The following is a 14,332-nucleotide window of genomic DNA, read 5'->3' on the forward strand; positions in this document are numbered from 1 at the left end:
ACATCGTCACCGTCGCCATCGCGCGCGAACTCGCTGCTTTCGTCTGGGCGATTGCGACAACAGTTCCCATTCCCCCCACAAAGGCAGCCTGACGAAGGGGGCGCCAAGTACAAAGGAGAGTTTAATTCCATCACGCTGCTTATTGCTGGGCGTGGCGGCCGGTCAGGGCAACCCGCGTTGTGATTCTGCGAGCCTGAAACGGCAACACGCGCCACGTGAGACAGAGGAAGGCCCGAGACGAACCACGGTCCTGCGGTATTCAACCCGCGCATCAGAGTCTGATCAACCGTCGTCTCAATGCCGCCGCGTCCTGCAATAGGCAGCATATTTGTCCCTCGTCGACGCTGAAAAAGCGACGCGAAAAACCCATGCCCAAGCTCTTGAAAACGGACATGAGAATCACAATTCGGCTGATTTGGGAATCCCGACCCGATTCCGATAAGCAATGAACCGCTGCAATAACGTTGAGCACGCTTAGACTTACACGAATGACAGTCTCTTTTTCATCCGACGCTATGCGAAGGTGATGAGCGATGTGGCACCATCGGGACTTGTAAGATTCACGGGCAAGATACTCAAACTTTCAGTTGGCGCAGCTGCGGCATCCGCATCCACAAAACAGCAGCGAAGGCCACGACGACAAAGGCCATCAGTGCCATGGCAAGCCGTGGTCCCGTGGCAGTCGATAGAAGGGCCATGGCGGCGGTTCCCATCGGCATCAGGCCGCGCGTCATGAACAGCGAAGACAACACTCGCCCCCTGTAGGCGTCGTCCACTGTCAGCTGCAAAATCGTGTTGTTGGAGGAATTATAAGCAATATGCATGGCGCCTGCCGCAAACAGCACCGGGATCGCCAAATACATGGTTGGCGCCATGGAGAAGAGGATCAGCGAGAGGCCGAAGCTCGCCATGAAGATCAGCATGGTCGAGCCGCGCCTGGCATCCCGCTGTAGTCGGCTGGCAAGCAGGCCGCCGCAGATCGACCCTGCCGCGGCGACTGCAGTCATCAACCCGAGGCCGCTTGCGCCGGCATGAAAGACCTGGGCGGCAAATACCGCGAGGAACTGGATATAGGGCTGGCAGAAAAATGTCGGAACCAGCGCGACGAGTACCAGCATCAGCAAGATGGGTTCGCGGCCCATGTAGGCAAATCCACCCAACAGGCTGGCGATGAAGCTCTCCTGCTTGCGCGTGACCTTTTGCGGCGGCAAGTCGAGCATCAGCAACATCGCCATCACCACCGTGAAGCTTAACGCATTGGCTATGAAGCAGGCCGTGATGCCAAAGCCGGAAATGATCGCGGCCGACGCCAGAGGTCCGATGATCTTTGCGAGATTCAGTGTCATCGAGTTCAACGAAACTGCGCTCGCCATCGCCTCGTGTGGCACCAGATGGTAGACGAGTGAGTGGCGGGCCGGCAGGTTGAACGACACGATCATACCGCGGCAGACCGCGAGGATCAGGATCAGCCAGATCGATGCGTCGAAGAAGGCCACGACACATGCCAAACCGATTGCGACGAACATGGCAAGTGCCTGCGTCCAGATGAGCATCGTTCTTCGATCAATACGGTCGGCAACGACGCCCCCGAACATGGCAAACAGCATGATCGGCAGCCCTCGACACAAATTGACCAAGCCGAGCATGACCGGGTCGTTCGTCGTCGAAATCACCAACCAGTTCAAGGCGATCTGGTCGAGCCAGTCTCCGACGAAGGAGATCGAGTTGCCATACCAGAACAGTCGATAGTTGCGATAGCCGAGCGCCGCAAACGTACCTCGCCGAATAATCGGGGAAGAGCTTGCGGCGTGAGCCGTCGTAGTGTCAGGTAACGTCATGTGGAAAGGCTCGCGGTGAGAATCGATCTGTCACGGCACGGCTGTGCGTCGTTCTATCCGGCAGCAGCCTTCGTCGGATGGCTTGCCTCGAGATGTGCGACGACTTCTTCTACATGCATGACGTCGGCATACTTGTGATGGAGGTCGAACAGGTTCATCTTGTGGACGAGTTCATGCCTGTCATAAGTGCATTCTTCGACCAGGCTAACATGCAACCCGTTCGAATAGCCGTCGATGCAGCTTGCCCGCACGCAGCCGCTGGTGCTTTCGCCACAGACTATCAGGCTCTGTACGCCAAGAAGATTCAGGTGCGACAACAGCGGAGTCCCTTGGAAGATACTGGCACGCTGCTTGCGAATGATTACATCGCCTTGCTGTGGCGCGAAATCAGACCAGATCTCGAAGTCGTCCGGCAAACGCACTGCTGCGGTTGACGTCCTGCGACGCGTGGCGCCACCGCCCCGAAGACCAGCCATTGGGCGGTTGTCGGAGGTACAGTAGAAGATTGGCACGCCGGCCGTTCGCGCGGCGGCGATCAACCGTCTCGTCGGTTCGATCGCATTGTGGGCGTAGATCCCACAACTGCTGGGATACTGGTCCATCAGGCTCAAGGGCGGCACCGGTCCACCGCGATAGGCCAGGTTATAGAGATCGATCAGCACGAGCGCCGGGCGCGGCCCGACGTAGGTTTCACGTTGGTATGGGGCATAGAGCTGGATCAGGTCGGCGGGAATGATATCCGCCCATGCATGATCTTCGAAGCGGTCGGGTGACATGCTTGCTTTCCCTTGGCGGATCGTTGGAGTGGGATGCCTCGCCCACTGTCCCGGGCGAGGCTACAGTATCATTCGGCGGCAACGCGCGTGGCCATGCCCTTGCCGGACGGCAACTCGAACAGGCCGTCTTCCAGCGTGCCAAAGTAGTCCAGCACCTCGCCGCTCGGGCGCACGTTGGCGTATTTCGCGTGCATATCGCAAAGGTTGATCGCGTGACTGGCCTGGCTGCGGTCGAAGCATCCATCCTCCACCACCGTCAGCCGGAAGTTTTGAGAAAACGCGTCGAGAACCGTGGCGCGAACACATCCGGATGTCGTCGTACCGGTGACGATCAGGCTGTCACAACCAAGAAGCTGCAGGTAGGACTGAAGGGGGGTACCGGCGAACCCGGACGGCTTTTGCTTCCGCACCACAATGTCGCTTGGTCCTGGTGCAATTTCATCGACTATATCGTTTCCGTCACGATTGCTAACGTCGGTCACCGGCGTCTCTCCGCGGCGGCTCGATTTCCAGCTCCAGGAACCGGAATCCCAGTTATCGGCGCGTCGGGTGCCGGTGGTGTAGATCACCGGTATCCCCTTGGCCCGGCACACAGCAATCAATTGCTGAAGAACCGGGATGGCTTCCCAAGCGTCCTCCCCGCACGAAGTGCGCCATTTCTTGATGCTTTCGAGGATAGGCTTCGGCTCCTCGTCGCAGAATGCATAATTCACGTCGATGATGATGAGGGCGGGCCTTTTGCCCCAGTCGGCCATCGCCCCGAAGCCGGATGCGGCGAAAACCGCCTTGTCGCGCTCTGTGAGATACTTGTCCCATATACGTTCAGTCATGTCAGTCCTCCTTTGGACTAGGATTGCTCGCAGCATTCGCGACGCTGGTTCGCACCATGTGGCTGGCGTAAGCCGAAAAGCCGAACATGGTCGCAACCAGCACCGCACCGCCCGCGAGGAAGGCGGCGGTTAGTCCGACGAAGCTGCCAAGCAGGCCGAAGAGTGCCGGGCTGATCGTCTGGGAGAAGCGGTTGACGAGCAGGCGCAACCCCATCAGCTTGCCATGCTGGCTTTCGCCAACGGCATCGACCATGATCATCATGCTGACAGGCAGGTTGACGCCGGCTGCCGCACCAAGGGTGAAGATCAGCAGATAGGTCACTACCGCATTGGGTGCCGCAAGCGGCGTCAACACGACACAGATGGCGGCCAGCAGACCTGCGACGCTCAGGATACGCTCCAGTGAGAAGCGCCGCATCAGGGCCTTGATGACGAAGCGGCTGAGCATTCCGGCCATGCCCTGCCAGGACAGGATTGCGGCGATATGAAATGCCGAGTAACCGAATTGATCCAGGTAGACAGGCAGGAAACCGCTGTAGAGCGCCTGTATGTACATGATGACGAACGTGCCCACGAGCCCGAACTGCACTGGCCTATGCGACGTAAGATCCATCCCTTGCCGATAGCTGGTGGTAACGCCGCGGAAGGATAGGATCGAGCGGATCTCGCCAACCGCCGGAACCGGATGCGGATAAATGCGGCTGAGGCAGGCCAGCAGCAGCATGAAGACGGTGGTGGCGGCCGCCGCCGCCACGAATGTAAAGCGGTACCCATCCGCAGGAGCCTCGAAGGCGAAGGTGATTAGCCCGCCCAACAGCGGACCCAGCATGCTGCCCCCCGACATCCACATGGAATAGGTGGTGATGGCCTTGTTGCGGGTTTCCCGATCCCCGGTCGAGACCAGAACCTGAAGTGCGGTTGCCATGATGATGATGCAGGCCCCCATGAACAGCTGCGAGACGGTGAGCATGAGAACGCTGGTCGCGAAAACGGTGTTGAGCAGCGAGATCAGCAGCAATGCCGAGCCGATCTGCAGCATCTTCACAGACCCGATGCTGTCGATCAGTTGACCGGTTGGCATGGCGATGATGATGGGCAGCAGAGCCCGTGAGGTCACAATCAAACCGATGGCGAGTGTCGATGCCCCCATTTCCGATGCGTAAAGCGTGAAAAAGGGGGCTGCCATTCCGGTGATGGCGAAGAAAAGTCCACCGCCGAAGATACCGAAGCGCCGGAATGTATCAGCTTGCATAGTGGCACGCCGTTTCTCGTGTTTTGGAAAAGGGCTTCAGCACCATTTTATGGGTGCGGCAGTAATCCGTGGCCTCCGGGCAACGGGACGCAAAAGAACAACCGGTGGGCAGATTGAGCGGGCTCGGGAGCTCGCCCGAAAGCGGCTTCTGCGCCCGGGCTGCCTCGGCTTCCGGATCGGGTATCGGCACCGCGGTGATCAGAGCCTGTGTGTAAGGATGTGCCGGATTGTGAAAGACCTCGTCTGCGGGACCGTACTCCACGACCTCGCCGAGATACATGACGGCGATCTTGTCCGAGATATAGCTGACTGTCAGGAGGTCGTGAGAGATGAAGACGAAACTCACCCTCAGCTTCTGCTTGAGATCCATCAGCAGGTTTATGATCTGCGCGCGCACCGAGACATCGAGGGCTGATGTCGGTTCGTCGGCGACGACGACGGAAGGCTTGAGCGCCAACGCCCGCGCGATGGCGACGCGCTGGCGCTGCCCCCCGGACAATTGGCTCGGATAGCGATGCAGGTAGCTTTCATCGAGTCCCACCTGGGACAGCAACTCCCGCACCCGGCCCTGCCGTTCTGTCCTGGTGCCCCAGCCTGTCACCACCAAGGGTTCCTGTATGATGTTCGAGAGGGTCATCTTGGGATTGAAGGACGACGAAGGGTCCTGAAACACCATCTGCGCCATGCCGTCGATAAAGATCTCGCCGGATGTTGCGGGGTCGAGACCAAGCAGAAGACGGGCGACCGTGCTTTTCCCGCAGCCGGACTCGCCCACGATACCGAGGGCCTCGCCCTTGCTGATGCGCAACGAAATGCCGTTGACCGCACGTAGGACCGGAGGCTTCCGCCATGGCAAAGAGCTGCGGGAGACAAAGTGCTTGTGCAGATTGTTGATCTCCACCACCACCCTTGAGTCTCCCGGCTCTCCGGACGGTTCCATGGCCGGTATGAGTGCCTGCTCCACAAAACGATCCTGCCCCAGCCCATCGGGTAACCAGCAGGCGGCGGAATGACCTGGCTGACGCATATCCAATTCAGGCGCGGTCTCGAAACAATGCCGGTGAGCCCCGGCACACCGCTCCTTGAAAGCGCAGCCCAGCACCGCCTGCTTCATGTCGGGCGGGACCCCGGGGATTTGGACGAGGCGTCGACGCTCCTGCTGATGGGCAGGCGGGATCGTATCCAGGAGGCTCTGGGTATAGGGATGCAGGGGACGCGCGAAGATGTCCCGCACGGCGCCGAACTCCACTAGCTTGCCGGCATACATGACGCCGACCTTGTGGGCGAAGCGGGCAACCAGGCCAAGGTCATGGGTGATGAAGACCATGGCCGCGCCGGTTTCAGCGGTCAACTCCTTCAGCAGTTCGACGATCTGCGCCTGGATCGTCACGTCCAAGGCGGTCGTGGGCTCATCGGCGATGATCAGCCGCGGTCGGCAAGACAAGGCCATGGCGATCATTACGCGCTGCCGCATGCCACCCGACATTTCGAACGGATAGGATTCGATGCGGCGGGCGGCATCAGGAATGCCCACGCGGTCCAGCCAGTTGATCGCCTCCGCTCTCGCCTTGTCCTGGGGCAGCCCGAGATGACGCATGATCGGCGGAATCATCTGTTTGGAGATCCGCATCACCGGATCAAGGGACGACATGGGATCCTGGAATATGGTTCCGACCTCGCGACCGCGGATCTCGTTGAGCTGACGCTCGCTCAAGCGATTGAGATCGCGCCCGTCCAGGTTGATTTCCCCGGAAACGACCTTGCCGGGATAGGCAAGCAGGCGCAGCAACGACATTGCCATCGCGCTCTTTCCGGAGCCCGACTCTCCGACGATTGCCACGCGCTCGCCCTGACCGATCTGAAAGGAAACGCCGTTGACCGCCTTAACGGTGCCGGCATCTGTCAGGAAGTGCGCGTGCAAGTTGCGCACGTCAAGCAGCGAATTCCGAAGGGGACGCAGTTCGTTCATGGAGATTTATCCGGTGTGCTGTTGCGATGGTCACTTGCGCGAACGTGGATCGAGGACTTGCCGGATGCCGTCCGACAGGAAATGCAGGCTGATGGCGATCAGCAGGATGACCGTTCCCGGCAGAGTGGAAATCCACCAAGCCTGTTCGAGATAGGTCTGCCCGTCGCGGATCAGGTTGCCGAGCGAAGGTGCGGGCGGCATGATCCCCAGTCCCAGAAAACTGAGGCCTGCCTCGACGAGGATGGCATTCGCGGCAGCGATCGAGGCGGCGACAAGCAGGGGCGCAATGGTGTTTGGGATGATGTGTCGGGTCATCAACCACATCTGCGAGGCTCTCACGGTGCGCGCCGCATCAATATAGGCCCTGGACCGAAGACTGAGTACCAGCGACCGCTGCAAGCGGATGAAGCGTGGCACGTCCGACAACGAAATGGCCAGCACGACGGGAAGCATCCCCGTCCCCATCACCGAGACCAGGCCGATGGCAAGCAGCAGCGACGGGAAGGCAAGGAAGATGTCCGTGATGGTCATCATCAGCCGGTCGATAACGCCGCCGAAAAAGCCGGCAAGCGTTCCCATGACAAGACCGACGCAGAGCGACAGAAGCGCCACGGCGAAGCCCACGAACATCGAAATCTGGACACCGGCAAGCGTCCGGCTGAGAAGATCGCGCCCCATACGGTCGGTGCCGAACAGGTGATCGAGTGAGGGTGGTTTGGTCATTGCGCGAAGGTTGGTTTCCAGAGGACCCGGGATGGGGAGGAATGGCCGGAACACCGTCAGCAACAGGATCGGCACGAGGATCAGCAATGCCGCTTGTATCCTCCGATTGGACAGGAGCCGCATCAGGCCAGGCATGTCCGACACCTGCAGCTGGAAGGAGCGAAAGGCAGGCAGGGAAATCGAGATGTGAGCCATCGTTTTGTCTCCGGTCAGAACTGCACGCGGGGGTCGAACACGCGGTAGATCAGGTCGGTCGCGAAGTTGATCACGACAAAGATCATGGCGTAGAAGACGATGAGGGTTTGCACCATCTGGTAGTCGCGGCTGTTCATTCCGCCCACGAGCAGGTTGCCAATGCCCGGCAGGGTGAAGATGAACTCGACGATGACGGTGCCGTTCAACAGATTGCCGAAGCTGAGCCCGATCACGGTGACGATGGGCAATGCCGCGTTCTTCAGAGCATGGCGAAAGAGCACGTGCAGTTCCGACCAGCCCATGGAGCGGGCCGTGCGAACATAGTCCTCGTTCAGAACCTCCAGTACCGAGGTGCGGGTGATCCGAGCCAGGGTGGCGACTTGTGCCATGGACAGCACGAGAACTGGCAATGCGACACGGCGCAGGAGCGCAACTGGGTCATCGATGGAAACCGTACCGCTTGCCGGAAACCATCCGAGCGTCAGGGAAAAGATGAGAAGACAGACCAGTGACGTCCAGAAGGGCGGCATGAGGTCCAGCACCATGGCGATACCGGTGATGATATTGTCCAGCACCCGGTTGCCCTTGTGCGCCATATAGGCGGCAACTGTTCCCAGCGGGATTGAGATGAGGACCGTCAGAATGATGGTTCCGATGGCGATGGAAACGGTGATGGGCAGCGCCCCGACGATCAGCTCAATGATCGGCAGCTTGGTGGTGACCGTGCTGCCGAAATCAAGCACGGCGAGCCGAGCCAGGTAGCCGAGATACTGAACCAGGAGCGGATCGTTCAGCCCCATCTGGTTGCGCATCTGATCCAATGCGGCACCGGAGAGGCTGTCGCCGGCCATGGCTGAAATTGGATCCCCGGGGATCAGCCGCATGGTGAAGAAGACCAGGGTCACGACGCCAAGAACTGTGACCAGGAGTTGAACGAGGCGCTTGAAGCTGTAGGTCAGCATGGCCGGCAATCCCTTCAGGTTACTTGGTGACGTCCCAGAAGTTCACCTGGGCCAGGTAATTGATGTTGACGCCTTCAACATTGGTCTTGCTGGGCCAGAAGACGTTGCTCGATGTGGCGGGAATGTAGGGGAGATCCGCCATGACGATTTTCTGCGCCTTGGCATAGAGCTCCATGCGTCGCTCTGGATCAGCTTCGGCGCGCGCCGCCTCAATCGTCGTGGTCAGTTCCAGATTGTTGTACCGTGCGCCGTTGAGGCCCTTCGGCGCGATATTGACTGGATGCAGATAGCTGAACAGGATCATGTCCGGGTTGATGGCCGGCAGAAGGCGGCTGGCCGTCATGAACTCGCCCTTGTTGCGCCTCTGGTTGAAGGTCGGCGTATCGACCAACTCGAGCTCCATCTTGATGCCGACCTGGCTGAGGTAGTCGATCTCGAACTGCTGTTGCTCCGTCACGCCCTGCGCCGAGGTACCGAGAGTTTTCAGGGTGAAGCCATCAGGGTAACCCGCTTCGGCCAAAAGCTTCTTGGCCTTTTCCGGATCATAGGGGTAGGTGGGAGCATCCTTGGAGAAGACATCCATCCACGGCATCAGCATGGAGGTGGCCGCCCCCTGGAGCGATGGCGCAATCGCGGCCGTGATAGCAGGATAGTCGATTGCATGGGCGATCGCCTGGCGGACCCGAACGTCCTTGAGGATCGGATCGGAGAAGTTCATGACCTTCAGGGACGAAGCATAGTTGTCGACGTGGTTCATCTTGAAACCGGCGTCCTTGAGTATCTGAAGCTGTTCCTCCTTGCTCTGTCGCATCAGCAGATCGATCTCGCCGTTGCGCAGTGCAATCGCGGCGGTGGCATCATCCTTGATGATGTGGAAGTCCAGGGTAGCGATGGGGGCCGGGCCCTTGTAATAGCCATCATGTCGCTTCAGCACGATCCGCGAGCTGACGTCGATGGAGTCCAGGTAGTACGGACCGGTGCCAACCGGCTTCCAGCGAACCTGGTCACCTGCGGCTTCGATGGCCTCTTTCTTGACGATCTGGCCCTGGTGGTAATTTGCCACCGTATGCAGGAAGCCTCCGTTCGGGGCCTTGAGCCGTATGACGACAGTGTAGGGGTCAGGCGCATCCATTGTTTCGATGCCGGTCAACTCCGAGACGTAGGGCGATGCCGTGGCCGGATCGAGAATGCGCTTGTAGCTATAGAGCACATCGGCCGCGGTGAACTCGCCGTAACCCTTCTGCCATTGAACACCCTTGCGCAGCCGAAAGGTCCAGGTGAGGTTGTCCTTGGTTTCCCAGGACTCGGCGAGGTCCGGAACGATCTTGCCTGTCTTGCCGTCATAGGTCGTCAGACCACTGAAGATGTTGAAGGCAATATTTTCGTTTTCGATGCGGAAGATATTGGCGGGGTCGAAGCCGGCCGGATCATCGTAGAAGCGCACGACGAGGGTCTTGTCTTCTGCCGCGCTCGACGGTGTGGCGAGCGATAGTGTGGCAAGTGCCATGGCACTGGCGATAAGAGCGGCGGACAGCCATGATGGACTGAGGAATTTCATCTCTGTCTCCCTGCGGTGCGCGGCATCTGTCTTGGGAAAAGGCCGCGCCAAACGGTGGAAATGGATGGCCTGCGCGACTTGACGCGCAGGCACGAAGCAGAGGTCAGCTGGCCTTCAGCATCGGCGTCTTTTCGGCCAAGCCGGCCAAGTATTGCTTCGCCATGTCCAGATTGACCACATCGGCATATTTGTGGTGCATGTCGTAGAGGTTGATGTAGTGCGAGGCTTCGGTGCGGTCGAAGACACACTCCTTGACAACGCCCATGCGGAAGCGTGCCGTGGCGCCATCAACGACGGAGGCCCGTACGCAGCCCGAGGTAGTTTCACCGCACACGATCAGCGTATCGATACCGAGACTTTGTAGCTGGAAGGCCAGGGGCGTGCCTTGGAATGCGGAGGGTGCAGCCTTCTCGATCACGAGTTCCCCGGCAATCGGCTTCACCTCGTCGACGATCTGCTGGCCCTTCTCTATCATTTCCTCCGGCATGGTGGGCTTCGGGCGGTTGCGACGGCCCCAGGAATTCACGCCCGAATGCAGGCCTTTGACGTGGATCACCGGGATACCGGCAGCCCGCGCCACCGCGAGAAGCTCGGCGGTCTTGTCCACCGCTTCCCAACCTTCGAGACCGGTCGATCCGCGCCAGGTCTTCATGGACTCGAAAATGTCTTCACGCTTCAACCCAAGCACAGAGTAGTAGATATCGATCAGAAGCAGTGCCGGCTTTTCGCCGAAGCCATTCAGTTCCTTCTTTCCCCAGAGCTCAGAATGCTTCTTGTCACGCTCCGACAGGTAAGGCTCCCATCCGTATTTCATGATCCAACTCCTTTTGGTTTTCGTCGAGGCACAGCCGTAATGCGTCGGCGCGAGCATCGAACCTCGGGAGGTTGCTCCAAAATGCTGCAGTGCGCAGCAAGTCTGCCTAAATTTGCATCACGCAGATATTATGCTAATAATTTTAGCACGAAATGGTCAAACGACTATTCACACCGGTTTGCATAAGGCGTACTAATGGATCATGCATGTGCCCCAACTCCACCTTCTGCGCTCTTTCTCCGAGGCGGCGCGCCTGGGCAGCTTTTCGCAGGCTGCCGAGATCTTGAACGTGACGCAGTCGGCGGTCAGCCAGCAGATTCGCCAGTTGGAGCAGCAGGTTGGCACACCGCTGTTCCAGCGGGTGGGCCGACAGGTGTCATTGACGGATTTCGGTCGGGTATATCTGGAGTTAGTGCGAGGGCCGATAGCAGCGCTGGAGGAAGGCCACACCGCCCTCAGAGCGATGACCGGACGCAATTCCGTCGTACTGAGATTGTCCCGGTCGTTCGCGCTCAACTGGCTCATGCCGCGCATGCCGGAACTAGCGCGTCGACATCCCGATATCTCCGTTACCTCTCTTTATCTCAATCCGGGGGACTCCTTGGATGCCAATATCAGTGATGCCGTGGTACTCTCCAGCACCCGACAAAGTGAACTTTCGGATTTCATCATTGAACCGCTGTTCGTGACGGCGCTGTGCCCTGTGGCGGCGCCAGAGTTCGGTCCGGTGGACATCGAAAGATTGTCGAGCTATCCGATCATCCACACCCTACGACGTTACAACGACTGGAAGGTCTGGTGTGAAGCGGCGGGAATTCCTCCCGTTCCGCTGGACCACGGCTGGTCCTTCGAAAGTTCCAGTATGTCCTACGCTGCAGCAGAGCATGGCCTGGGAATCGTCATGGCGGAAATCGAATTGGTGGCCGAAGCCATTGCACAAGGCCGACTTCGACCGGTCTCGCCAATTGTCGTTGGCTCAGAGCATCATTTTCACATAGCTTACACACGCAGTCGCTTTGGTCGCCCAGCCATTCAGAAGTTTCGAGCTTGGCTGTCAGAGCACACACGCTCTCTCGACCAGAAGGCAGGTGGATGCACGGAAGTTCATCGGCAATGCAGGCTCGGAATTATTTGAGACCAAGCCGTTTGCGAAGGTCGGCGTTTTCGATGCGAAGCTTCTCGGAAAGAAGCTTTCTCAGCCGGCGGTTTTCTTCCTCGATCGCAATGAACTCAGCCCATTCTTCGTCATCCGCGGTTGCAGGCCTGATCGGTTTTGCGACGGCTGGTTGCGAGGCGGCTTTCTTCCATTCGTAATATCTCTGGTCGGAGCTTCCAGCGGTCTTGACCGCATCCTTCAGCGTCGCGCCATCAGAAACCTGCGCCTCTATCTGGTCGGTCTTCTGCTTTTTTCTTCAGCGCTCAGTCCGCGGCTCTTCGACTTTGCCGCCGCGGGGGCCTTCTCAGCGCCAGTCTTTTCGCGCGTGAAGTCCTTTTCGGAGCGGTCGTTGCTTCAGCTTCAGCGGTTGGCGTTACATCCTGCGCCGATCTCTGCGAGCTGGGCTACGGGGCTTGCCATACGACCGAACTGCCAGGATCTTTTGCGCCCTGGCAACAGCTCTGGACGATTTCAAGTTCACGCCCGCTGGCACGAAGACGAAGCGTCTGGCACTACATTGATATCGACATGCCAAACCTGATCCGGTCGGTTCTTGCGCCCTCGACCAGACCGAAGGCGATTGCATTTCCGCAGCCCTGAAGCGCGAGATCCTGGTGCTGTCCGACGACCATGCGGGCAAGAGCGCGCGGGCCGATGCCTTGAAGTTTGTCGTCCATCTTATCGGCGATATCCACCAGCCGCTGCATTACTCGGAGCGCGACGGCGGCGGCAACGGCCTTGCCGTCACCTTCCAGGGAAAAGGTCCCGACGGCAAAATACGCAATGCCGATGTCAGTTTCTACCAGTTGCGGGACGAGACGCTGATCGGAGCCCATAGTTTCAGCTGGGACGCCTATACTGTGAATCAACGTCGAAGGCCGACCTCTATTATAGCCACCGTAAAGCCTTGATTTACTGCAAGAAGTGGAGATCGTGCGGGGTCGCGATCGGCGCCGACGATGACCTCACCCTTGTTGCTATTTTGCAGGCAAAATCAGGCGCTTATTACATTTTCGTACGGGGTCAGCCTTCAGTGCTGTTTCACAGATTAATTATGGGAAACGCACCAGATCATTGTAGGCTGCCGCAAAGACAAGGGCGCATCCCGCACGCAATAGCTTTGATGCAGAAATCGGCGCCTATCACTACAAAAGCGCATTGCACTGTCATCCTTATAGCCTCATTTGAGTCCTTGGATCGAAGAGATTGACACTCGCGGGATCGACCGCAAAAGTAACCGGCTCTCCCCTTTTCCCAGCAAACCGCGGCCCCACACGGGCAATAATCGTTTGCCCCCCGATTATTGTCGTCAGCATCGTATCCGGCCCGGTAGGTTCGACGACGTCGATGATGCCTTCGAAGGCACCGGTCTCATGGCCTTCCACCACCTTGAGTTCCTCCGGGCGCAGCCCCAGGGTCACGTCACCCTCGCTCAACTCAGCGAAGTCACTTCCCAGATCCAGGCTCACGCCCCCTGCCAGGAATTTCCAACCAGAACCGCTCTTCACGAGACGGCCCTCAAGAAAATTCATGGCCGGAGACCCGATGAAACTGGCCACAAACATATTTGCAGGGCGCTCATAGATCGTCTGGGGATCGGCAAATTGTTGAATATTGCCGCCCTTCATGACGGCGACCTTGGTTGCGAGTGTCATCGCCTCGATCTGATCATGCGTTACGTAGACAATACTCGTGCCCAGCCGCTCATGGAGCCGCTTGATCTCGGTCCTCATCTCCACCCTGAGCTTCGCGTCGAGGTTCGACAACGGTTCGTCGAACAGGAACAGGTCCGGGTCACGGACGATGGCGCGTCCCATGGCCACCCGCTGTCGCTGGCCGCCGGAAAGGTTTGCCGGTTTGCGGTCAAGGAGATGCGTAACCTGCAGCATATCCGCAGCCCGAGCCACCGCCTCGCGACGCTTATCGACAGCAACACCGCGCATTTCCAAGCCGAAGCCGATATTACGCTCCACCGACATTGTCGGATACAGCGCATAGGACTGGAAGACCATCGCGATGTTGCGGTCCTTGGGCGGGAGAGCCGACACCGAGCGGCCGCCGATAGAAATGTCGCCGCTGGAGGAATCATCAAGGCCGGCGATGATGTTGAGCAATGTCGACTTGCCACAGCCCGACGGGCCGAGCAGCACTAGGAAACCGCCATCCTCCAGCTCGATGTCTATGCCATGGAGAACGTTGTGTGCACCGTAGGACTTGCGGACCTTCTTGAGGGAAAGCGTAGCCATGCAATATAGTCTC

Annotated in this window: 12 protein-coding genes and 1 pseudogene; 2 read left to right on the plus strand and 11 right to left on the minus strand. The window is 58.9% G+C overall.

What is annotated here, in order from left to right:
- Nucleotides 1-575: 575 nt before the first annotated feature.
- The 9 genes from ABK249_RS31775 to ABK249_RS31815 form a co-directional block, all read right to left on the minus strand.
- Nucleotides 576-1,838: an MFS transporter gene (locus tag ABK249_RS31775; RefSeq protein ID WP_227705651.1), complete on the minus strand. Its 1,263-nt coding sequence runs from the start codon at nt 1,836-1,838 to the stop codon at nt 576-578.
- Between the two features lie 53 nt (nt 1,839-1,891).
- Complete coding sequence (locus ABK249_RS31780; RefSeq protein WP_348864802.1) at nt 1,892-2,614, minus strand: isochorismatase family protein; 723 nt, start codon at nt 2,612-2,614, stop codon at nt 1,892-1,894.
- A gap of 68 nt (nt 2,615-2,682) precedes the next feature.
- The gene (locus tag ABK249_RS31785; RefSeq protein WP_227705649.1) at nt 2,683-3,444 is read right to left on the minus strand and encodes a cysteine hydrolase family protein; all 762 of its coding nucleotides are present in this window, start codon (nt 3,442-3,444) and stop codon (nt 2,683-2,685) included.
- Between the two features lies 1 nt (nt 3,445).
- Nucleotides 3,446-4,696 (minus strand): MFS transporter, encoded by a 1,251-nt coding sequence (locus ABK249_RS31790; protein ID WP_227705648.1) that lies wholly within the window; start codon nt 4,694-4,696, stop codon nt 3,446-3,448.
- Nucleotides 4,686-6,665 (minus strand): ABC transporter ATP-binding protein, encoded by a 1,980-nt coding sequence (locus ABK249_RS31795; protein ID WP_227705647.1) that lies wholly within the window; start codon nt 6,663-6,665, stop codon nt 4,686-4,688. Before ABK249_RS31795 ends, ABK249_RS31790 begins: the two co-directional genes overlap by 11 nt.
- Before the next feature lie 30 nt (nt 6,666-6,695).
- On the minus strand, nt 6,696-7,583 hold the full coding sequence (locus ABK249_RS31800; RefSeq protein ID WP_227705646.1) for an ABC transporter permease: 888 nt from the start codon (nt 7,581-7,583) through the stop codon (nt 6,696-6,698).
- A gap of 14 nt (nt 7,584-7,597) precedes the next feature.
- A complete protein-coding gene (locus ABK249_RS31805; RefSeq protein WP_227705645.1) occupies nt 7,598-8,545 on the minus strand; it encodes an ABC transporter permease in 948 nt (315 codons plus the stop codon).
- 19 nt (nt 8,546-8,564) lie between these two features.
- Complete coding sequence (locus tag ABK249_RS31810; RefSeq protein WP_227705644.1) at nt 8,565-10,103, minus strand: ABC transporter substrate-binding protein; 1,539 nt, start codon at nt 10,101-10,103, stop codon at nt 8,565-8,567.
- Between the two features lie 103 nt (nt 10,104-10,206).
- Nucleotides 10,207-10,917 (minus strand): isochorismatase family protein, encoded by a 711-nt coding sequence (locus tag ABK249_RS31815; RefSeq protein ID WP_227705643.1) that lies wholly within the window; start codon nt 10,915-10,917, stop codon nt 10,207-10,209.
- 202 nt (nt 10,918-11,119) lie between these two features.
- On the opposite strand from ABK249_RS31815, the gene ABK249_RS31820 reads away from it, so the two are divergent.
- Nucleotides 11,120-12,052, plus strand: coding sequence for a LysR substrate-binding domain-containing protein (locus ABK249_RS31820; RefSeq protein ID WP_227705642.1), 933 nt, complete (start codon nt 11,120-11,122; stop codon nt 12,050-12,052).
- On the opposite strand, the gene ABK249_RS31825 is transcribed toward ABK249_RS31820, so the two are convergent.
- Entirely contained in the window at nt 12,045-12,305 is a 261-nt protein-coding gene (locus tag ABK249_RS31825) for a transposase (RefSeq protein WP_348864806.1), read from the minus strand. The two genes, ABK249_RS31820 and ABK249_RS31825, sit on opposite strands and share 8 nt — an antisense overlap.
- Before the next feature lie 340 nt (nt 12,306-12,645).
- Between ABK249_RS31825 and ABK249_RS31830 the strand changes: the two are divergent.
- Nucleotides 12,646-12,984, plus strand: a pseudogene (locus ABK249_RS31830) (S1/P1 nuclease); the annotation flags it as partial.
- Nucleotides 12,985-13,245: 261 nt separating this feature from the next.
- On the opposite strand, the gene ABK249_RS31835 reads toward ABK249_RS31830, so the two are convergent.
- Nucleotides 13,246-14,319: an ABC transporter ATP-binding protein gene (locus tag ABK249_RS31835; protein WP_227705641.1), complete on the minus strand. Its 1,074-nt coding sequence runs from the start codon at nt 14,317-14,319 to the stop codon at nt 13,246-13,248.
- Nucleotides 14,320-14,332: the final 13 nt, after the last annotated feature.

It is taken from the genome of Neorhizobium phenanthreniclasticum (assembly GCF_040066075.1).
GTDB classification, from domain to species: Bacteria; Pseudomonadota; Alphaproteobacteria; order Rhizobiales; family Rhizobiaceae; genus Neorhizobium; species Neorhizobium petrolearium.

What these genes read in the sequence shown, in the direction of transcription:
- ABK249_RS31775 (WP_227705651.1), bottom strand. Translation starts at nt 1,838, where the DNA reads ATGACGTTACCTGACACTACGACGGCTCACGCCGCAAGCTCTTCCCCG.
- ABK249_RS31780 (WP_348864802.1), bottom strand. Translation starts at nt 2,614, where the DNA reads ATGTCACCCGACCGCTTCGAAGATCATGCATGGGCGGATATCATTCCC.
- ABK249_RS31785 (WP_227705649.1), bottom strand. Translation starts at nt 3,444, where the DNA reads ATGACTGAACGTATATGGGACAAGTATCTCACAGAGCGCGACAAGGCG.
- ABK249_RS31790 (WP_227705648.1), bottom strand. Translation starts at nt 4,696, where the DNA reads ATGCAAGCTGATACATTCCGGCGCTTCGGTATCTTCGGCGGTGGACTT.
- ABK249_RS31795 (WP_227705647.1), bottom strand. Translation starts at nt 6,665, where the DNA reads ATGAACGAACTGCGTCCCCTTCGGAATTCGCTGCTTGACGTGCGCAAC.
- ABK249_RS31800 (WP_227705646.1), bottom strand. Translation starts at nt 7,583, where the DNA reads ATGGCTCACATCTCGATTTCCCTGCCTGCCTTTCGCTCCTTCCAGCTG.
- ABK249_RS31805 (WP_227705645.1), bottom strand. Translation starts at nt 8,545, where the DNA reads ATGCTGACCTACAGCTTCAAGCGCCTCGTTCAACTCCTGGTCACAGTT.
- ABK249_RS31810 (WP_227705644.1), bottom strand. Translation starts at nt 10,103, where the DNA reads ATGAAATTCCTCAGTCCATCATGGCTGTCCGCCGCTCTTATCGCCAGT.
- ABK249_RS31815 (WP_227705643.1), bottom strand. Translation starts at nt 10,917, where the DNA reads ATGAAATACGGATGGGAGCCTTACCTGTCGGAGCGTGACAAGAAGCAT.
- ABK249_RS31820 (WP_227705642.1), top strand. Translation starts at nt 11,120, where the DNA reads ATGCATGTGCCCCAACTCCACCTTCTGCGCTCTTTCTCCGAGGCGGCG.
- ABK249_RS31835 (WP_227705641.1), bottom strand. Translation starts at nt 14,319, where the DNA reads ATGGCTACGCTTTCCCTCAAGAAGGTCCGCAAGTCCTACGGTGCACAC.